The 19,685-nt window shown below is 44.7% G+C and carries 16 protein-coding genes; 7 read left to right on the forward strand and 9 right to left on the reverse strand.

The genetic code is table 11. The annotated features are described in order from the left end of the window. Positions 1-3 precede the first annotated feature (3 nt). Positions 4-2,139, forward strand: a complete 2,136-nt coding sequence (locus AB5H98_RS04325) for a hypothetical protein (protein ID WP_367924691.1) — start codon at positions 4-6, stop codon at positions 2,137-2,139. A gap of 148 nt (positions 2,140-2,287) precedes the next feature. On the opposite strand, the gene AB5H98_RS04330 is transcribed toward AB5H98_RS04325, so the two are convergent. The 4 genes from AB5H98_RS04330 to AB5H98_RS04345 all read right to left on the reverse strand — a co-directional run bounded on the left by AB5H98_RS04330 (position 2,288) and on the right by AB5H98_RS04345 (position 6,833). Next, complete coding sequence (locus AB5H98_RS04330; protein WP_367924692.1) at positions 2,288-4,261, reverse strand: FtsX-like permease family protein; 1,974 nt, start codon at positions 4,259-4,261, stop codon at positions 2,288-2,290. Continuing rightward, positions 4,254-5,021, reverse strand: a complete 768-nt coding sequence (locus AB5H98_RS04335) for an ABC transporter ATP-binding protein (RefSeq protein WP_367924693.1) — start codon at positions 5,019-5,021, stop codon at positions 4,254-4,256. The genes AB5H98_RS04330 and AB5H98_RS04335 overlap by 8 nt, the downstream gene beginning before the upstream one ends. Before the next feature lie 125 nt (positions 5,022-5,146). Then, a complete protein-coding gene (locus AB5H98_RS04340) occupies positions 5,147-6,157 on the reverse strand; it encodes a sensor histidine kinase (RefSeq protein ID WP_367924694.1) in 1,011 nt (336 codons plus the stop codon). Beyond that, positions 6,150-6,833 (reverse strand): response regulator transcription factor, encoded by a 684-nt coding sequence (locus AB5H98_RS04345; RefSeq protein ID WP_367924695.1) that lies wholly within the window; start codon positions 6,831-6,833, stop codon positions 6,150-6,152. Before AB5H98_RS04345 ends, AB5H98_RS04340 begins: the two co-directional genes overlap by 8 nt. Before the next feature lie 163 nt (positions 6,834-6,996). Between AB5H98_RS04345 and AB5H98_RS04350 the strand changes: the two genes are divergently transcribed. The 4 genes from AB5H98_RS04350 to AB5H98_RS04365 are packed head-to-tail and all read left to right on the forward strand — an operon-like array spanning position 6,997 to position 12,564. Continuing rightward, entirely contained in the window at positions 6,997-8,688 is a 1,692-nt protein-coding gene (locus tag AB5H98_RS04350; protein WP_367924707.1) for an ABC transporter ATP-binding protein, read from the forward strand. After that, entirely contained in the window at positions 8,685-10,421 is a 1,737-nt protein-coding gene (locus AB5H98_RS04355) for an ABC transporter ATP-binding protein (protein WP_367924696.1), read from the forward strand. The genes AB5H98_RS04350 and AB5H98_RS04355 overlap by 4 nt, the downstream gene beginning before the upstream one ends. A gap of 15 nt (positions 10,422-10,436) precedes the next feature. Next, positions 10,437-11,603, forward strand: a complete 1,167-nt coding sequence (locus tag AB5H98_RS04360) for an iron-containing alcohol dehydrogenase (protein ID WP_367924697.1) — start codon at positions 10,437-10,439, stop codon at positions 11,601-11,603. 19 nt (positions 11,604-11,622) lie between these two features. After that, positions 11,623-12,564, forward strand: a complete 942-nt coding sequence (locus AB5H98_RS04365; RefSeq protein ID WP_367924698.1) for a carbohydrate kinase — start codon at positions 11,623-11,625, stop codon at positions 12,562-12,564. Positions 12,565-12,706: 142 nt separating this feature from the next. On the opposite strand, the gene phoU is transcribed toward AB5H98_RS04365, so the two are convergent. The 5 genes from phoU to AB5H98_RS04390 all read right to left on the reverse strand — a co-directional run bounded on the left by phoU (position 12,707) and on the right by AB5H98_RS04390 (position 16,808). Then, complete coding sequence (gene phoU / locus AB5H98_RS04370) at positions 12,707-13,363, reverse strand: phosphate signaling complex protein PhoU (RefSeq protein ID WP_367924699.1); 657 nt, start codon at positions 13,361-13,363, stop codon at positions 12,707-12,709. 18 nt (positions 13,364-13,381) lie between these two features. Continuing rightward, entirely contained in the window at positions 13,382-14,143 is a 762-nt protein-coding gene (pstB, locus tag AB5H98_RS04375) for a phosphate ABC transporter ATP-binding protein PstB (RefSeq protein WP_367924700.1), read from the reverse strand. 13 nt (positions 14,144-14,156) lie between these two features. Beyond that, entirely contained in the window at positions 14,157-15,005 is an 849-nt protein-coding gene (gene pstA, locus AB5H98_RS04380; RefSeq protein WP_367924701.1) for a phosphate ABC transporter permease PstA, read from the reverse strand. Further along, positions 14,995-15,867, reverse strand: a complete 873-nt coding sequence (pstC, locus tag AB5H98_RS04385; RefSeq protein WP_367924702.1) for a phosphate ABC transporter permease subunit PstC — start codon at positions 15,865-15,867, stop codon at positions 14,995-14,997. The genes pstA and pstC overlap by 11 nt, the downstream gene beginning before the upstream one ends. A 68-nt stretch (positions 15,868-15,935) precedes the next feature. Continuing rightward, positions 15,936-16,808, reverse strand: a complete 873-nt coding sequence (locus tag AB5H98_RS04390; protein WP_367924703.1) for a phosphate ABC transporter substrate-binding protein — start codon at positions 16,806-16,808, stop codon at positions 15,936-15,938. Positions 16,809-17,086: 278 nt separating this feature from the next. On the opposite strand from AB5H98_RS04390, the gene AB5H98_RS04395 reads away from it, so the two are divergent. Together AB5H98_RS04395 and AB5H98_RS04400 are read left to right on the forward strand one after the other, a co-directional pair. Continuing rightward, positions 17,087-18,862, forward strand: a complete 1,776-nt coding sequence (locus AB5H98_RS04395) for a Na/Pi cotransporter family protein (protein WP_367924704.1) — start codon at positions 17,087-17,089, stop codon at positions 18,860-18,862. Next, a complete protein-coding gene (locus tag AB5H98_RS04400; RefSeq protein ID WP_367924705.1) occupies positions 18,859-19,542 on the forward strand; it encodes a response regulator transcription factor in 684 nt (227 codons plus the stop codon). Before AB5H98_RS04395 ends, AB5H98_RS04400 begins: the two co-directional genes overlap by 4 nt. Positions 19,543-19,685 lie beyond the last annotated feature (143 nt).

A 19,685-nucleotide genomic window follows, 5' to 3' on the forward strand; every position in this document is an offset into this window, starting at 1 on the left:
ATCATGAAGTTGCATTTAAAAAAAGTTTTATCCTTAATAATGAGCGTTTCTATTTTGAGTAGTTTAGCCATGCCAGTATTTGCGGATGAAAACCCGACGGTTACAAAGGATGAAAGTGTCTTCATACTGCTTAATTCGGACGGATCCATACAAAGTCAGACCGTCAGTGATTGGTTGCATTGTGACAACGGACTTGCAGGCGTAGTCGACAAAACAAGCTTGTCCAATGTCACTAATTTAAAGAGTGATGCAGTACCGGAGCAGGTAGAAGACACCATTACATGGAATACAAATGACACGGATGTTTATTATCAGGGAACAACGGATCAAACACCGCCTCTTACGACAGCGATTGATTATGAACTGAATGGCGAAAAAATAAACGCCGAGCAATTAATTGGAAAAAGTGGACATGTAAAAATTACGATAACACTTGAAAATCATGAAAAACACCAGCGCGAAATTGCCGGACAAGAGCGAACGATCTATACGCCGTTTGTCACTTTAGTTGCAGCGGACATGCCGCGCGAATCTTTCAGCAATGTCAAAATTCCTCATGGGACTGTGCAGACGGATTCCCAAAACCAACTTGCTTGTGCGGTGGCATTGCCAGGGATGAAACAAACCTTTGATGGGCTGTTGACAGGCAAAATGAGTGAGCTTAATGATTACTTTTTGGATCAGATCATTATCGAAGCAGATACAGATCATTTTGTAATGCCTAGTATTTTACTGGCTGCGGCTACCAGTATGGATGAACTGAAAAAACAATTGGATTTTTCAAATGTTGATGGGACCTTGCAGGATGTGCAGAACGGAACTGCCCAGCTAGACGAAGGGACCCAGCAAATTTCTGAAGCGATTACTACATTGGATTCAAAGCTCAGTGAATTTTCTGCCCAATATAATACATTTGACGCCGGAGTGGACGCCGCATTTGCGGGGTCGAAAGAAGTGGCAAATGGCGCACAGAAACTTTTGAGCGGAACGCAAGAGTTAAACGGTGGATTAAACTCTTTGAAAAGTGGTGCTGAAACATTAGATAAAGGTGCGGCGACGCTAAAAAATGAATTGGAACAGTCACTTTTACCAGGCCTTGCTACAGCGGCGGAATTGCAACAAAAGTTAAACGAGGAAATGAAGACCGCTCAGCAAGCTTTGGAAAATGTTCCTGAAACGGATGAACTTCAGACAGTATCCGGAACTGTTACACAGGCATTGCAAAGTGCCGCCTCCGACGCGGGAACAACCGCACAAAACGCTGTCTTGAACACAGCCGCTAATGCTTCAGCGTCCGTAAAAGAACAATGTAAAGCAACATTGAAAGCAGCATTGGATGCAGATGCAACTTTGACAGAAGAACAAAAAAATGCCTTTCTGGCGGCTTTAGATGGAGTGGGTGGATACGATGCATCCGCCGAAGCATCTACCGCAAATGGTGCGGTTCAAACGGCGGTTGGAACACAAGGACAGGCGGTTCAGCAGGCGTTGGCGCCTTTGTCGGGCATGGATACCAGTGCTTTAAAAGAGACTTTTGGGACTGTTAGTGTTGACGCAGAAAATTTGCTTTCCATGATGAATGAAATGACCGGCAAGCTGTACAATCCACAAGACAATACAAATACGCTCTACGGTGGTGCGGTGCAGATCAAAGGCGGAACAGAACAACTTGTAAATGGAATTGGGCAAATTGCAGGAGGAGCGTCTGCTTTGGCGGCTGGAGCGTCCCAACTGGATAATGGTGCAGTAAGTTTGCAAAGCGGCTTGGAAAAGTTATCCGGGTCCAGTAAACTAATCAAGGATGCGATTGTTCAGTTTAAAGCGGGTTCCTCGCAGTTGGCGAGCGGTGCAGGGGACCTTCAGCAGGGAATGAGTACATTTCGGAATAAAACCGATGGAGTTGTGAATGATTTGAATGCGGCGCAGCTTGATCAAATCAGTCAAATCGCAAATGCACTGGAAGAACAGGCAAACGAATATACCAGTTATACAGGATCGGCAGAAGGTGTACGGTGCAGCGTAAAATTTGTTATGAAGGTGAATGGACCTGACACTACCGAAGAACCTAGCCAAAAGACATCAACTTCTTTGACGGAACAGACTACTTTTTGGGAACGTATCAAAAATTTGTTTGCATAACATAAAAAAGGAGCGGAGATCGAATTCGATCTCCGCTCCTTTTTTAGAGATGCCGTTCAGAATGATTTCCAATCAAATATAAGGATCCCAGAATGGCAAAGCAAAGAAAAAATACAGATAAAAAGATTTTTTTCATAGAAAGCTCCTTTCAGCATGCGTCAACAAGGCGATAATAAGTGTGTGCGGTGATTCGATAAACCAACAAATAGACCAGTGCAAAAGCCAAAAAGGTAAGAGAACAGCAAATGAGAAATAATGTCCGATCCGTCATTCCGAAAATGACAAGGATGTTACATATAACGTTATAAGCAAAAACCATATGTACAAAGGCCATCATCAAAGGAAGAAAAAATACCAGAAGAATTTGTTTGTTGATGGTAGAGCGAACTTCTTTTTTGCTCATGCCCACTTTTTGCAGTATGGAAAAACGTTCATGGTCGTCGAACCCTTCGCTAATTTGTTTATAGTAAATGATTAGAACCGTTGCCATTAAAAACAAACTGCCCAAAAACAATCCCAAGAAGAGAAAACTGCCGTACATACTATTCCAGTTTTCTTCGATACTGGTTCTAGAATGAATGTTATACAGAGTTTCGGGCGGTGTATGCGCGATGATTGCAGAAACAATCGATTCTTGCAACCCGAAATCATCCTTTGTATTTAGATGAAGTTCTAAACTAGCAGAAGGTTCGAGTCCAGTAACAGTGCGGAACAAGTTTTGAATATAAGTGAAATCGGAAAGCACAAGATAATAGGACTTCACAATTGGCAACTGTGCGGTATCGGAATAAGGACCAAAAGAGTCCAATATTTGAAGAATGTGCAGTGTTTCGTCTCCCAATTGGATGGTGTTCCCTGTGAATGAGGAATCGGTTGTAAACAACAACGCTTCGCTTTCGTCTAGGGATACATTGCTACCAGTCATAGCGTTGTAATCCTCTAAGGGAATCAAATTTATGTACATAGATAATTGCGTGGAATAATCGGTTGCGCTCGTGAATTTTTGATTTTCGAAAGAAGCATAAAAATCGACATATCGCCATACATAACGTTGCTCAATCACTGCAGGTGAAATTTGATCCTGTTCTAGTGCGGCATTAATTTCGTCGTTTAGCTGTGCCGGATCGCACGGGGCTTTTAGTTCAACATTTCCACTGATACTGGCAGGCGCAAGAGAATCAATCATTCGGCCACGTCCCATGTACAGACATACTGTAGTTGAAATGGTTACTAAAACCATTGTAGAAAGGATGCAGATGGCAGCCAGTCCCGCAGCATTCTGTTTCATACGATACATCAATCCGGACAGGGAGATAAAATGGCGAGGCTGATAATAATAATTTTTATTTCGACGAAGCAGCTTTAAAAATGCGATGCTTCCGGATGTAAACAAACAAAAGGTTCCCGCAATTACAAGAAGGACAGCGGCGAAAAATAGGAGCAGAGCGTTCAGCGGATTGTTTACGGCGATTGCGATGTAATATCCGGCTCCAAGGAATACAATGCCGAACACAGTCAGAATCCAAGATGCACGCGGCTCTTTTTCTCCGGTTTGGCCGCCATGCAACAATTCCACCGGACGAGAACGTTGTACATGCGCTGCATTGTAAATAAATAAAAGGGTGTAGAGAATCGAAAATAAAAGAATCGTTATTATAACGGAAGGAATGGAAATGCCAAAAGAGATTGGAGTGGAGAAATTTAAAACATAAAGTAGCGCTAAAAATAGTGCTTTGGAAAAGAGAATGCCGAACACAAGTCCCAATACCATGCAAGAAAGCGCACTAAATAATGTTTCAAAAAATAACACCAGGGCCACATGACGCTTTTCGAGTCCTAAAACACAGTACAGGCCAAGCTCCTTTTTTCGACGCTTGATGAGAAAACTGTTGGTATAGAACAGAAGTGCCATGCAAAAAATAGCGATTACCACGGTACCCAGAAAAAAAATAGAAACTGCAACGGCTCCACCGTTGATTTGAAGAAGTCCCTGGTTTAGTGCAATGGACTGCATAATATAATAGGTTGCAATGCAAACGGTACTGGTCAACATGTAAGGAAAGTAGGTATCTTGATTTTTACGCAGATTATTTAGTGCCAATTTGGGATAGAAATCAAGCATGACGCACGCCTCCTGTAGTCAACATGGTCAATGTATCCCCAATTTTGGCATACATTTCATCGTCCGTTCTTGTGCCGCGATAGATTTGATGAAAAACAAGTCCGTCTTTGATGAAAAGCACACGCTGGGCGCAGCTTGCCGCACGAATGGAGTGCGTGACCATCAAAAGGGTTTGTCCATCACGGTTGACCTTGCTGAATAAATTCAAAAGTTGTGCTGTCGCCTTGGAATCCAGTGCGCCGGCGGGTTCGTCCGCCAATAAAATGTCTGGATTTGTGATCAGTGCTCTAGCCACTGCGGCTCGTTGCTTTTGGCCGCCGGACACCTCATAAGGAAATTTGTTTAAAATGTTTTCAATTCCCAATTTTGGAGCGAGTGTTTCAAGGCGTGCTGCCATTTCGTTGTATCCTCGACGTGAAAGGACGAGTGGAAGAAAAATATTGTCCCTGATAGAGAAGGTGTCCAGTAGATTAAAATCCTGAAAGACAAAGCCCATGTGTTCACGCCGAAATTGTGCCATTCGCCCTTCTTTGATCTGTGTAATATCATTACCGGATAATTTGATGCTTCCTCCTGTAGGATGATCCAACGCAGCAAGAAGGTTCAAAAGTGTCGTTTTTCCCGAGCCGCTTTCTCCCATAATGGCGACATATTCACCTTTTTCTACAGTGAAATTTACATCTTTCAGCGCCGGAACTTGTGTGGAACCGAAACGCGTTGTATAAGTTTTTTGTAGATGTTCTACTTCTAGCAATGACATAAAAATCCTCCTAGATCATTTTGCAAGAATTATGTTTGTATGCAACTTTATCATAAAGCGTGCTGTGTGCTGTTGCCATAACTTTACCTTACAAAAGGATCGTAGTACCTTACATTTTTGTCAGGTTAATCCAATGAAAGTTGTGGGCGTCCAAAGTCGATATTTACTTTGGTCCCTTGTCCGGGCTTTGAAGAAATTGAGAGCTTATGACCGAGGTTTTGACAAATTTGATTGCATAGATAAAGACCGAGTCCTGTGGATTTTTCGTTTGCTCTCCCGTTGTAACCAGTAAATCCCCGCTCAAAAATGCGGGGAAGCTCTTCTTCAAGAATGCCGATTCCGGTATCCTCTACGGTCAAGACTGTTCCATGTGTGTATACCCTTACGAATCCATGATGCGTATATTTAGCAGAGTTGGTCAAAATTTGTTCCAAAACGAATTCCATCCATTTGGAATCGGTCGTTACGGCTAAGTCTATCGGATCAATGCACAGTTTAATCTTTGAATTGTGAATAAACAGGGAGGAGACATGTTTGGCGCTGGCGGTAACAATATCCATCAGCCGAAGTGTTTGTGGCACCAAATCACCGTGCATACTTTCCAGACGCAAATAACCCAAGACCATATCCACATATTGCTCTGTTTTGAAAAGTTCTTGCTTCATTTCTCCTTTACATCTGGGATCAGGTATTTCTTGCACCAGAAGATTGAGTGCAGCTAAGGGTGTTTTGATTTGATGTGCCCAAAGAGTATAGTATTGGGAGGCGTCTTGCTGGCGCAGAAAATCACGCCTTTCAGCGTCCAACCGATTCTTTTCTAATGCATCAACGATTGCTTCCCAATCCTGTTCCAGAAGATTTGTAGAATGGGGCAGAGCAGATAGCTTGCTGTTGCATTGCATGAAAAGCACATGGAGTTCCCGATGGCGTCGAACAAAATGTGAAAAACCACGGGCAAATAAAAGAGACCCAATTGCTACCGTTAGAAAAGAAATGTAAATGGGGAGTTCCATAGGGGCATGGTAAAAAACTGTCAAGAGAAATAACCCGGCGAGAGCGAGCAGTACACTTAAAGCAACATGGTATATCGTTCGGCAGTATGCAAAAAGTAGATAGGGTAGGGAATGTTCATTCATGATTGTCCTCCACAATATAGCCAAGTCCTTTTTGCGTACGGATCAAAGTAGACAAGCCAATATCGCTTAGCCTTCTGCGCAGTCTAGTGACATTAACTGTTAACGTGTTGTCATCAATGAAGCAATCACTTTGCCAAAGGGCCTGCATCATCTCTTCCCTAGTGACGGTGTGGCCTCGGTGCTCAAATAAGAGACTCAGGATACGAAACTCATTTTTGGTGAGCTCTAACTTTGCTCCGTGGTAAGAGAGGCTGGCGCTTTTTAAATCAAGTATGGCACCATGACATTGAAGGACATCCAGTGTATCGCTAAAAGTATAGGCACGTCGTAAGAGCGCTGCGATTTTTGCGACAAGGACGTTTGAATCAAAGGGCTTGCACAAAAAATCATCCGCCCCCAATGAAAGCGCCATTATAAGATTCATGTTATCCGCCGCAGAGGATAAGAAAAGAACAGGAGTGTGACTTGTTTTTCGAATTTCTGAACACCAGTGATATCCGTCAAAAAAAGGAAGTCCTATATCCATCAAAACAAGATGGGGTGAGGAGATTGAAAATGTCTTCATCACATTCTGAAAGTCATCTGTAACAACCGGCGTATATCCATATTTAAGAAGAAGACGCTTGAGCGCCCCACTGATGGTTGGGTCGTCTTCTACGATCATAATTTTATACATTACACTATCCCTCCGCTTTTACATAACGCGCGAACGAGCGCTTTTTCTTCAAAAGAAGAATTGTCATGACAAGGGGGGTGTGATAAAATATAAACTGGTTTAAAATGGGGAGGAATCCGTTTTGAAAAAATTGTTTGCATGCTTTCGTGGCTATCGAAAACAGATGATTTTGGGACCATTGTTCAAATTAACAGAAGCGATATTGGAACTGATGATCCCTCTTTTGATGGCAGACATTATTGATGTGGGAATTCGAAATGGGGATCGCGGCTATGTGGTGACGCATGGCCTTTTTATGTTGTCTTTGGGAGCGATTGGTCTGGTATGTGCTCTGATTTGCCAATACTTTGCGGCAGTGTGCGCACAAGGATTCGGCCGTAGTCTACGCAAAACATTATTTCGGCACATTTTCAGCCTCTCGCAAAAAGAGTATGGCACAATTGGAACGGACTCTCTGATCACCCGTTTAACAAGTGATGTCAACCAGGTGCAGACGGGAGTCAATATGTTTATTCGCCTTGCTGTACGAGCTCCTTTTTTGACGGGGGGCTCTATTGTAATGGCGCTTTTAATTGATTGGAAAATCGGGCTGATTTTTTTAGTGTCCACACCGCTGATCGTGCTGGTCCTTTATGTGATCATGAGTAGAAGCGTTCCGTATTATCTTCAGATTCAGAAAGGGCAGGACCGCATTTCCCGTTTAGCGGGTGAAAATTTGGAAGGTGCGCGTGTGATTCGTGCATTTTCCAGACAAAAAAGTGAAGTCGAAACATTTGATGTGGCTGGCGATGATTTGGCAAAGACCACAGTTTATGTGGGAAAAATTTCGGCGGCGCTGAATCCCATTACATCGGTGATTGTAAATCTTGCTATCGTGGCGATTGTGTGGTTTGGTGCCCGTTTTACGGATATGGGAATTCTGGAACAAGGACAAATCATCGCACTGGTCAATTATATGACACAAACGTTGTTGGCTTTGATTGTGCTTGCCAATATCATTGTTGTCTTAACAAGAGCAGTTGCAAGCGCACGTCGTATTGCTCAGGTGTTGGAACAACAAACAAGTATGCAGGATGTAGCTGAAAGTCAGAAAGCTCTATCTGGTTCGCCTTATATTGAGTTTGAGAACGTATCATTTCGTTACCACAGCGGTGGCGATGAGGCCTTAGAAAAGATTTCTTTTCAGGTGGACAAAGGCTGGACTTTGGGGATTATTGGTGGTACAGGATGCGGAAAAACAACATTGGCGCGGCTTCTTGCGCGAGAATATGATGTCACTGCGGGAAAGATTAAAATCGAAGGGGTAGATATTCGAGATTATACTTTGGCCGATTTGCATCAAAAGATAGGCCTTGTTCCGCAGACGGCGATGTTATTTAGTGGAACAATACGTTCCAATTTGAAACTGGGAAATGAGACGGCCGATGATACGGTACTTTGGAAAGCGTTGGATACAGCGCAGGGAGCGGAGTTTGTACATTCCAAACCGGATGGATTGGACACGGTAATCGAAGAGGGTGGAAAAAATCTATCCGGTGGACAGAAACAACGTTTGACCATTGCGCGCGCCTTGGCAAAACAGCCGCAAATTTTGATTTTGGATGATTCGGCATCTGCGCTGGACTATGCCACAGATGCAGCTTTGCGAAAAGCTTTGCGACGGGACACACGGGGAATGACGGTGGTAATGATCAGTCAGCGTGCGTCTACAATCAAAAATGCAGATCGAATCTTGGTTTTAGATGATGGACGTATGTGTGGTTATGGTACTCATGAGCAGCTTTTAAACAACTGCGAGGTCTATCGGGAGATTTGCCGTTCCCAAAAACTGCTCAGCGAGGAGGGTGTGCAATGAAAATGAAAACGATCAAGAGGATCTTGGGATATACAGTTCCTTATCGCTTCAACCTCATCGCTGGCTTTGTCTGTGCATTTCTATATGTTGTGTTTACACTTTTGGGTCCGGTATTTATTGGACGTGCAATTGATCAGGTTTTCGGTCCAGGTGACGTGAATTATAAAGGGGTCCTTTTTTACTTGATATTGCTGGCTGTTACTGTTCTTCTGGCAGCGGTATTTCAGTGGATTTTAAATGTCTGCACACGTAATGTGTCAGCTTGGGCAGCCAACGATTTGCGAAAAGAAGCTTTTGAAGTTTTGAATAGGGTTCCCCTGAAGTACATTGATGGACATTCACATGGAGATATCATCAGCCGTATGGTGAATGATGCAGAGTGGGTGTCCGAAGGACTTTTGCAAGGCTTAACCCAGCTTTTGCCTGGAGTGGCTACAATTTTGGGAACCCTTTGTGTGATGGCGGTACTCAATCCGTTTATCGCGTTGGTGGTGGTTCTGGTGACGCCGATTTCCATCTGGTTTGCCGGATTTGTGGCAAAGCGGACCGATGGATTCTTTCGGGCGCAGAGTGCGGCACAGGGAAAGTTATCCGGTTATATCAATGAAATGGTGACAGGTCAGAGTGTGGTGCGCTCTTTTGGATATGAACAGCGCTGTTTTGAAACATTCGATCAAATTAGTGACGAACTGTATGAGACCGGGCTAAAAAGCGTTTTTTATTCTTCAATCACGAACCCGGGTACACGTTTTGTTAATGCGATTGTGTATGCTGCGGTGGCAGTGTTTGGAGCATTGTCTGCTATTGGCGGTTCTATCAGTGTGGGTCAGCTCAGTTGCTTTTTAACGTATGCAAATCAGTATACGAAACCATTCAATGAGGTAACTGGTGTATTAACGCAAATGCAGACGGCATTGGCAAGTGCAGAACGTTTGTTTTCTGTTTTGGATGCGCAACCAGAGACGCCGGACGCGCCGGACGCTTTAGCGCCCCAAACGTGTGAGGGTGCCGTTCGGATTGCAGATGTGGCTTTTTCTTATACTCCGAAAGTGCCTTTGATCGAAAACTTCCATTTGGATGTAAAGCCGGGCCAGCGAATTGCCATTGTAGGTCCTACAGGATGTGGAAAGACAACACTTATCAACCTGCTAATGCGTTTTTATGATGTTTGTGAGGGCGCTATTTACGTTGATGAAAATGAGATACGTACCTTAAAACGAGATTCGCTTCGCGGAATGTATGGAATGGTGTTGCAGGAAACGTGGCTGAAAAATGCTACGGTTCGTGAAAATATTGCGTATGGTAAACCGAACGCAACTCTTTCTGAAATTGAAGCAGCGGCAAAAGCAGCATACGCCCATGGTTTTATTAAACGCTTGCCGCAAGGGTATGACACAGTCATTGAGCCGGGTGGCGGAAATCTCTCAGCCGGACAAAAGCAGCTTTTGTGCATTGCGCGCATTATGCTTTGTCAGCCAGAAATGTTAATATTAGATGAGGCTACATCCAGCATCGATACTCGTACAGAAATGCTGATACAACAGGCTTTTGAAAAATTGATGCAAGGCCGTACCAGTTTCGTAGTAGCACATCGGCTTTCTACCATTCAATCGGCAGACGTTATTCTTGTTATGAATGCGGGCCATATTGTAGAGCAGGGTACGCATGAGTCACTTTTGAAAAAAGGCGGTTTTTACGCCAATTTGTATAATAGTCAATTCGCGGTAGAGTAAAAGAGGAGGTTTGTTATGCTGAACTTTGATTATGACATTCCCACCAAGGTCTTTTTTGGAAAGGGACAACTTGGCAAATTGGGTCCGGAAATGAAAAAGTACGGAGATCGTCTGTTGCTGGTTTATGGCGGTGGAAGCATTAAACGCACTGGACTGTATGCGCAAGTGCTGGATATGCTGCGTGAAAACGGAATCTACTGGCAGGAATTGTCAGGCGTAGAACCCAATCCGCGCATTGAGAGTGTGCGAGAAGGGGCCGATATTTGTAAGAGAGAGTCTCTTCAAATGGTCTTGGCAGTAGGCGGTGGCAGCAGCATTGATTGTGCAAAATATGTGGCGGCGGCTGCCAATTATGATGGAGATGCATGGGATTTGTGCATCGATAAGTCTAAAATAAAAAAGGTTTTGCCTGTTTTTAGTGTTTTGACACTGGCGGCTACAGGAAGTGAAATGGACTGTGGCGGAGTGATCACAAATTTAGCCACTTATGAAAAAATTGGTGGTGGAGTGGCAGATCAGCGTCCAAAGGCATCTGTATTGGATCCTACGTATACATTTACCGTTCCGGCCAATCAAACTGCGGCTGGTACGGTAGATATTATGAGTCATACAATGGAGACCTACTTTAACCGTACGCCTGGAACATATTTTCAGGATCGGATGGCAGAGGCAATTTTAAAAACCTGTATTCATTATGGGCCCATTGCCATTCAGCAACCGGATAATTATGAGGCCAGAGCCAACCTGATGTGGGCTTCTAGTTGGGCGATTAATGATTTTCTGGCAGATGGAAAAGCAAATGTATGGACAGTGCATCCGATTGAGCACGAGTTGAGCGCTTTTTATGATATTACCCATGGAGTTGGTTTGGCAATTTTAACACCTCGTTGGATGAAATATGTTTTGCGGGATGAAACCGTTCAAAAATTTGTGGAATATGGTGTGAACGTGTGGGGGATTTCTCCTGATCAAGACCCGTTTAGCATCGCCAACGAGGCCATTCGCAAAACAGAACAATTTTTCTTTGAAGAATTAAAAATTCCTTCCACACTGACTCAGTTGGGAATTGGAAATGAGAACTTTGAGCGAATGGCTAAAAAGGTTCGGCAGGTTGCGTTGGACGATGGTTTTGTGAAACTGACTTGGGAAGACGTAGTAGAAATTTATAAAGCTTGTCTGTGAGGGAAAGGAGCGCACAGAGATGAGTGTTTTCTGTGTGGGAGAGATGCTGGTTGATTTCCTTCCAGGAGATGAACCAGGCAGCTATATTCGCAGAGCAGGGGGCGCACCAGCGAATGCCGCGATTGCACTGGCTCGGCACGGATGTGATGTGACTTTCTGCGGAGTACTGGGCAAGGATGATTTTGGCAATTTTTTATTGGAAACTTTGAGAGAGAATCATGTGAACCCAGTTGTTCGCCTGACCGATCAAGCAATCACGACCATGGCTTTCGTCACATTGGATGAAAAGGGCGATCGTTCCTTTACCTTTGCACGTAAACCGGGAGCAGACATGTTTTTGGATACGGAACAAGTGAATTGTGAAGCCTTTGATTGTGCGGATTGGGTGCATGCGGGTTCTTGTTCTCTTTCCAAAGGATGTGCCCGAGATGCTACGGTATATGCGATTCAGCAAGGACACGCCACTGGGAAGCTTGTTAGTTTTGATGTAAATTATCGCAATGTGATGTGGGACGACGACGAGCATGCCGCCGTACAGGCTATACGTGAAATCCTTCCTTTTGTGGATTTTTTGAAGATTTCTCAGGAGGAAGCTCAAATGTTGGGCGGAGAGGATTTGATCGCGCAGGTAATGACGGAAAATCACATTGCGGTGGTAGTGGAAACGCTGGGAGAACAGGGAGTACGTTGCTTTTGGCAGAATGAGCGGTTGGAATTGCCCGGAATTCAGGCGCGGTGCATAGATGCTACTGGTGCGGGCGATGCTTTTTGGGGAGGATTTTTGGCAACATTAGAAAGGGCAAAGATTCGTTCGACAGATTCATTGACAAAGTCGCTTTTACGGCAGGCGATGCAAAACGGTAATATTGCCGGGTGGCTTTGTGTTCAAAAAAAAGGTGCCATTGAGTCGCTGCCAACCCGAGAACAAGTGGAACACTACGCCAAAGAAATTTACGGTTGAAGCTAACCTGTTCGGCGTCGTATTTTTGGCCGAGGCTTGAAAAGGCAGAACGATGTTGTCAAAAAGCTGGAATTTATTAGAGACAATAAAGAAGCAGCGTATGCTCATAGGCATACGCTGCTTCTTTATTAAATGTATTTTATTAAAGCAAGGGGCCGTTTTTGTATTCACCGTCATGACAGAAAGAAACCCATTCCGCTACGTTTACAGCATGGTCACCGATACGCTCCAGATATTTAGCAATCATAAAAGAGTCCAAGGCGGCGTCGGTATCCGACGGCTGCTTTACAATATGAGCGGTAATATCCTGGCGAATGGCAATGAAGTCGGCATCGGCATCATCATCTTTGGCAATTACACAAGAGGCGTGTTTTGTATCGTGCTGAACAAAAGCAGCCACGGCTTCACGAACCATCTGTTGTACAGTTTCAGCCATTGTTTTGAGCCTTTCGGGCATATAGCTATTGGCGGAGAGATGCTCCACGATTTCTGCAATGTCTGCGCTGTGATCCCCAATTCGCTCCAGATCCGAAACCAGTTTCATCACAGAGCTCACTTGGCGAAGATCTGAAGCAACCGGTTGTTGGCGAAGAAGCAAGGTCATACATAAATGTTCAATATCCCGTTCTTTATCATCGATGGTATCATCTTGCGCTGCGATAGAGCGGGCCAATTCTTTTTCGTTGTTCCATAAAGCGTGAAGTGCTTGCGACAGAGAAGAAGAAACTAAGTCTCCCATAGAATTTACCATTTGATCCAATTGCGCAAGCTGAGAAAGATATTCGGTGCGTGTCTGCATGATATTCAATCCTCCTGATTAGCCGAAACGGCCGCTAATGTAATCTTCGGTGCGCTTGTCAGTGGGGTTGGCAAAGATTTTTTGGGTGTCATCCATTTCTACCAATTCGCCCACGAGGAAAAACGCGCACTTGTCACTGATACGTGCGGCTTGCTGCATGTTATGCGTTACGATGACAACGGTATATTGCTGTTTGAGTTGTGTCATCAGCTCTTCAATTTTCATAGTGCTGGCAGGATCCAAAGCGCTGGTAGGTTCGTCCATAAGAAGTACTTCGGGTTCAACGGCCAAAGCACGTGCGATGCATAGACGTTGTTGTTGACCACCAGAAAGGCCCAAAGCGCTTTTTTTAAGACGATCTTTTACTTCGTCCCATAAAGCAGCTCCACGCAGTGCTTTTTCTACAATTTGATCCAGTTCGGCACGACTGGGGTGACCATGCAGGCGAGGACCATAAGCAATGTTGTCGTAAATGCTCATGGGGAAGGGGTTGGCCTTTTGAAAAACCATACCAATTTTTTTGCGCAGCCAAGTTACGTCGACATCTTTGGCAAAGATATCTTTGCCGTGAAAAGTAACCTGGCCGTTGATTCGAACGCTGGGCACGAGGTCCTGCATACGATTCAACGTTTTTAAAAATGTACTTTTTCCACAACCGGATGGGCCGATAAAGGCGGTTACCTGTTGGGACATAATATCCATATCAATGCCTTTCAGCGCTTCAAAATCGCCGTAATGCAGTGTGAGTTTCTTGGTTTGTATAATCGGTGTCTGTTCCATGGAACGGTCCTCCTCAGTGTTTTTTGGAAGCTTTGGCTCGCACATAGCGAGCAGCTAAGTTGATAATAAGCACAAGACAAAGAAGGAGTGCTGCGATGGCCCAAGCCACGTCGAATTTACCTTCTTCAAAAGCCAGCATATAAAGAGCAACTGAAAGTGTAGCACCACTGCGACTGTATGCGGCGATGATATTGTCCGCCACAATCTTTCCGAAGCCGGCTGTGAACAGAAGGGCCGCGCTCTCTCCTACAATTCGACCAACCGCCAGAATACAGCCAGTCACGATTCCATCTACACTGGAGGGCAGGACGATGGTGCGTACCATATGCCATTTGGTTGCACCTAAACCCAGTGCACCTTCTCGATAACTTTCCGGTACGGTTTTTAAGCTTTCCTGTGTTGTGCGAATGATGGTAGGCAGCGTCATAACCACTAAGGTACAGCTACCTGCAAGTAGACTGCTTTGAAATCCAAGTTTCTGGCAAAAAATGAGCATACCAACCAGACCATAAATAATGGAAGGGATACCGGCCAGAGTTTCCGTAGTGAATTCGATGGTACGAATCAACTTGCGATTTTGTGCGTATTCGGTGAGATAAACGGCAGCGCCTACGCCCAGCGGAAGGACAATCAACAATGAAAGTATGATGACATAGAGCGTATTTAAAATGTAGGGGAGAATGCCATCGATTTTTTTTGTCACACTCGGTACGCTGGTGATCAACTGCCAACTTAATTCAGGCAGTCCCTTGTAAAGAACATATCCAATAATACCGATCAAGAGGAGCATCGTTAGAGCGGCCGCCGCGTAGACCAGAATTTTGCGGACGGTGTCCCAGACAATTCTCGATTTATTTCGCATTGTTGTCACCCCGCTTAAGTACGCTGTTCAAAACTCCATTGATGAGCATGATGAAAAGGAACAGAACCAGAGCGATGCTAAACAGTGCCTGACGCTGAAGTCCGGAAGCATAACTCATTTCTTTGGCTACTGCTGTAGTTAAGAATGTGACGCTTTTAAACAGACCCGGCATATTGGCTACATTGCCGGCAACCATCATGACCGCCATAGCTTCTCCGATGGCACGCCCGATTCCTAAAACAACGCCAGCGGCAATACCGCTCTTGGCGGCGGGCATGCTCACTTTAAAATAGGTTTCCGCAGGTGTAGCGCCCAGAGCCAAACTGGCTTCTTCGTATTCCGGGGGTACAGCATTTAAGGCCGTTACGCTTACGGAAATGATACTGGGAAGAATCATAATACTCAGCACAAGGATTGCAGCTAACAGACTGGCGCCATTGGCTAAGTCGAAAATTTTTGCAATAGCCGGCACGAGGACCAACATGCCAACAAGACCGTATACAACACTGGGGATGCCGGCCAAAAGCTCTACCGCAGCACTGACCGGAGCAGCAAGTTTGCGGGGAGCGATTTTGGATAGAAAAACTGCTGTCAGAATTCCGATGGGAACGCCAATGAGGGCCGCTCCCAATGTGCCCCACACGCTCGTGAGAATGAAGGGGAGAATACCAAAGCTTGGTTCTTTGGCAGTACTTTTCCAAACGGTTCCGAATAGAAAATTAATTGGTCCAATTTCGACCATGGCGGGAATACCGGAAACGAACATGTAAATAGTGATGAGCGCAACAGACAAGATGGCGACCATGCCGCAGAAAAAGAAAATTGCGTTCATCACGGCTTCGATAGCTTTTTTAATTCGCATGGATGCGTCCTCCTAAAAAAGACCCGGCCAGCATAGCCGGTCGGGTTTCTGTATTTTCACACTGAAGATTATGCAAGGGGAACGGCGCCGGCCGCACGAATCAGATCGCTCGCTTCATCGCTCTGAGCAAAGTCGAAGAACGCCTGAGCAGCTTCACTCAACTCTGCGGAATCGTTGGTTACAAACACGAAGGGACGCTGAATTTTGTAGGTGCCATCCTGGACGGTCTCCTCGCTGGGAGCTACACCTTCTACGGTGACTGCTTTTACGGTGTCATCCAGTGCGGACAGAGAAGCATATCCGATGGCGTTTGCGTTGGATTGAACTTTAGCGATGACCGCGCCAGTAGCAGTCAATTCTTCGGAGTATACGCAAGAGTCTTCAACACCTACAATGCTTTCGAATCCATCGCGTGTACCGCTGCCGGCCTCACGTCCAATGAAGACGATTTCTGCATCTTCACCGCCGACTTCACTCCAGTTGGTGATTTCGCCTTTGGCGATGCCGGCCAATTGTTCGATAGTCAGGTCAGCAACAGGATTTTCGCTGTTTACGATGATGGCGATGCCATCAAGTGCGATAGTCGTTCCGGTCACACCAGTTTCGTCCTCTTTCAGAGCACGGCTGGAAAGGCCGATGTCCAAACTTCCTTCTTGAGCACCGGTGATGCCGGCGCCGCTTCCGGTAGGATCGTAAGTAACGTCAACTCCGGGATATTTCTCTGCGAAAGCCTCTTGAAAAGCACCGACTACAGCTTCCATGCTGGTAGAACCACCAGTGGATACTTTACCGGAAAGTTCCTCTGTTGCAGTGCTAGAGGCAGTGGCCTCGCTCTGCTCAGCAGTGCTTGCTGCCGTAGAAGAACTGGTGCTCTGACCACAACCGGCCAGAAGCATTGCGCCAATGGTCAAAAATGCCAATACTTTTGAAGTGCGTTTCATCATTCATTCTCCTTTTTCTCTTTGCCGTTCGGCACCTGCCGAACTTTTCTTTTTCTCTTGGGGCACATTTAGCATACCTTGATTTCAATTTTGCAACTACCATGATTGAGTCAGAATTTTGAAAAAAATAAGTAAAGAGATTTAGAAAAAGCAAAATTCTTGTAAACTTTACATGGATTTTACATAAATACGGTCGTGAATTTTACATGGGTTCTTTTACAATAATGTAGGTAATGTATGTGTAAAGAAAAAGATTTTTGGTAAGAGAGGAATTTGTTATGAGTCTTTTCAACGTTCTGTCCTTGATGGGCGGATTGGCGATGTTTCTCTTTGGAATGGACATCATGGGCAAAGCGCTGGAGAAGCAAGCGGGCAATCGTTTGCAGACGATCCTAAGTAAACTTACAGACAATCCTTTAAAAGGTTTTTTTCTGGGACTGATCGTTACTGCGGTCATTCAATCTTCCAGTGCCACAACTGTGATGGTCGTAGGTTTTGTAAACAGTGGGTTGATGCAGCTTCATCAGGCGGTTGGAATTATTATGGGTTCCAATGTAGGAACAACTGTAACCAGTTGGATTCTGAGCTTGTCCGGCCTTGAGGGGGATAGCTTTTGGATTCGGCTGATGAAACCTGCAAGTTTTGCTCCGTTTTTGGCTTTTGTGGGCATCGTTCTTTATATGTTTGTAAAGAGCGAAAAGAAGAAAGGTATCGGCACGATTCTTCTCGGATTTGCTATTTTAATGAGCGGTATGGAGACAATGTCGGGAGCGGTAAAGCCGTTGGCAGATGTGCCAGAGTTTACAGCCCTTTTTACGATGTTTAGAAATCCAATTTTAGGTGTGCTTGCTGGTGCGCTCCTTACGGCAATCATACAATCGTCCAGTGCTAGTGTGGGAATTTTGCAGGCGCTGGCGATTACAGGAAGCATCACTTTTGGAAGTGCTATTCCGATTATCATGGGGCAAAACATTGGTACTTGTGTAACAGCATTGATTTCGTCTATCGGGGCGAATAAAAATGCGAAGCGCGCCGCAATGGTTCACCTTTATTTTAATGTAATCGGTGTTGCGCTGTTCTTAGTCGGATTTTACGGATTGAATTCTTTGGTGCATTTTTCATTTGTCAATCAAACGGTGAATGCGGCGGGAATTGCAGTAGTTCATTCAGTTTTCAATATTGTGGCCACGATGGTCCTTTTGCCATTTAATCGCCAACTGGAGAAACTGGCGGTTCTTACGATTCCAGACGGAAAAAGCCCGGAGACCATTCAGCTTTTGGATGAGAGGTTGTTGGTTACTCCTTCTGTTGCAGTCGAGAGAGCACGTGCATTGACGGATAAAATGGCTGATACGGCTCGTACGGGATTGCTGCGGGCAATGTCCTTAACACATCATTGGGATAAAGGTCTATCGGACAGCATTAACGAGGGCGAAGAGACGATTGATCGCCTGGAAGATGTGTTAGGAACGTATTTGGTAAAGTTATCCAGCCGGAGCTTGACCATGGCAGATAGTCATGCAAGTTCTGTTTTGCTTCACACAATTGGCGATTTTGAAAGAATCGGGGATCATGCAATGAATCTCCGAAAAACAGCGATAGAAATTCATGAAAAGGGATTGCAGTTTTCCAAAAATGCATTAGAGGAATTGGATGTTTTGGAATCGGCAATTCAGGAAATTGTCAATCGGACCGTTTCCGCGTTTGTAGAAGAAAATTTAAGCGAAGCAGAAAAAATAGAACCTCTGGAACAAGTCGTGGATGAATTGGTGCGCGAGATGAAAGCGCGGCATATTACACGTTTACAAAATGGCGAATGTACGATTGAGCTTGGATTTATTCTCTCGGATTTGCTCAATAACTACGAACGCGTGGCGGATCATTGCAGCAATGTAGCGGTTGCTATGATTGAAGTAGCACATGACAGTTTTGACACGCATGAATATTTAGGTAAAATGAAAACTGAGGAAAGCAAAGAGTTTAAAAATCGGATTGAAAAATATCGAAAAAGATATACGTTCCCATCTATGGTTGAATCGGAGGAAATAAAATGATTTATATTGTGGAAGATGATGCAAGTATTCGTGGCTTAGAAGAATATGCACTGCAAAACAGCGGCTTTCATGTAAAGGGATTTGAAAATGGGGAAAGTTGTTTGGCGGAGTGCAACAAGCAGGTTCCGCAACTGATTGTGTTGGATGTAATGTTGCCAGGAGAAGATGGATTTTCTATTCTGAAACGATTGCGTGCAAGTGGTCCGGCAAAAAGTGTTCCGGTCATTATGGTAACAGCAAAAACAAGTGAAATTGATGTTGTAACAGGTTTGGATTGTGGCGCGGATGACTATATATCCAAACCGTTCGGTGTGATGGAGTTTATCAGCCGTGTTAAAGCGGTTTTGCGCAGAGCCGAAAAAAAGCAAGATGAACGGATGCAGTATGGTCCTATCAGTCTGGATGAGGGTACACACACCGTTCAGGTGAGCGGAAAAGATATTTCTCTTACATATAAAGAGTATTCTTTGCTTAAGTTGCTTTTGTGCCATGCGGAAAAAGTGTTGCCACGCGAAACAATTATGAAAGAAGTTTGGGATACGGAATTTTTTGGCGAGAGTCGCACATTAGATATGCATGTACGTACACTTCGTCAGAAGTTGGGAGATGCAGGAAGCATGGTCCACACCGTGCGAAAAGTTGGTTATTGCCTAAGCGAGAGAGATGAGGCTGGCGAATGAAAAAAAGCATTTCTGAAAAGATCACCTGTCGTTTGGTGATAGTGGGACTTGTGGCGATGGCATTGACGGCGGGTTTATGCATGGCAATGTTTCATAGCGTTTTTAAAAGACAGGTCATTTATGATTTAGAATTAACGGCACGT

The sequence above is a fragment of the uncultured Ruthenibacterium sp. genome (assembly GCF_963558415.1).
Classification (GTDB): domain Bacteria; phylum Bacillota; class Clostridia; order Oscillospirales; family Ruminococcaceae; genus Ruthenibacterium.

What these genes read in the sequence shown, in the direction of transcription:
- AB5H98_RS04330 (WP_367924692.1), bottom strand. Translation starts at nt 4,261, where the DNA reads ATGCTTGATTTCTATCCCAAATTGGCACTAAATAATCTGCGTAAAAAT.
- AB5H98_RS04345 (WP_367924695.1), bottom strand. Translation starts at nt 6,833, where the DNA reads ATGTATAAAATTATGATCGTAGAAGACGACCCAACCATCAGTGGGGCG.
- AB5H98_RS04355 (WP_367924696.1), top strand. Translation starts at nt 8,685, where the DNA reads ATGAAAATGAAAACGATCAAGAGGATCTTGGGATATACAGTTCCTTAT.
- phoU (WP_367924699.1), bottom strand. Translation starts at nt 13,363, where the DNA reads ATGCAGACACGCACCGAATATCTTTCTCAGCTTGCGCAATTGGATCAA.
- pstB (WP_367924700.1), bottom strand. Translation starts at nt 14,143, where the DNA reads ATGGAACAGACACCGATTATACAAACCAAGAAACTCACACTGCATTAC.
- AB5H98_RS04390 (WP_367924703.1), bottom strand. Translation starts at nt 16,808, where the DNA reads ATGAAACGCACTTCAAAAGTATTGGCATTTTTGACCATTGGCGCAATG.
- AB5H98_RS04325 (WP_367924691.1), top strand. Translation starts at nt 4, where the DNA reads ATGAAGTTGCATTTAAAAAAAGTTTTATCCTTAATAATGAGCGTTTCT.
- AB5H98_RS04360 (WP_367924697.1), top strand. Translation starts at nt 10,437, where the DNA reads ATGCTGAACTTTGATTATGACATTCCCACCAAGGTCTTTTTTGGAAAG.
- AB5H98_RS04395 (WP_367924704.1), top strand. Translation starts at nt 17,087, where the DNA reads ATGAGTCTTTTCAACGTTCTGTCCTTGATGGGCGGATTGGCGATGTTT.
- AB5H98_RS04350 (WP_367924707.1), top strand. Translation starts at nt 6,997, where the DNA reads ATGATTTTGGGACCATTGTTCAAATTAACAGAAGCGATATTGGAACTG.
- AB5H98_RS04400 (WP_367924705.1), top strand. Translation starts at nt 18,859, where the DNA reads ATGATTTATATTGTGGAAGATGATGCAAGTATTCGTGGCTTAGAAGAA.
- pstC (WP_367924702.1), bottom strand. Translation starts at nt 15,867, where the DNA reads ATGCGAATTAAAAAAGCTATCGAAGCCGTGATGAACGCAATTTTCTTT.
- pstA (WP_367924701.1), bottom strand. Translation starts at nt 15,005, where the DNA reads ATGCGAAATAAATCGAGAATTGTCTGGGACACCGTCCGCAAAATTCTG.
- AB5H98_RS04340 (WP_367924694.1), bottom strand. Translation starts at nt 6,157, where the DNA reads ATGAATGAACATTCCCTACCCTATCTACTTTTTGCATACTGCCGAACG.
- AB5H98_RS04365 (WP_367924698.1), top strand. Translation starts at nt 11,623, where the DNA reads ATGAGTGTTTTCTGTGTGGGAGAGATGCTGGTTGATTTCCTTCCAGGA.
- AB5H98_RS04335 (WP_367924693.1), bottom strand. Translation starts at nt 5,021, where the DNA reads ATGTCATTGCTAGAAGTAGAACATCTACAAAAAACTTATACAACGCGT.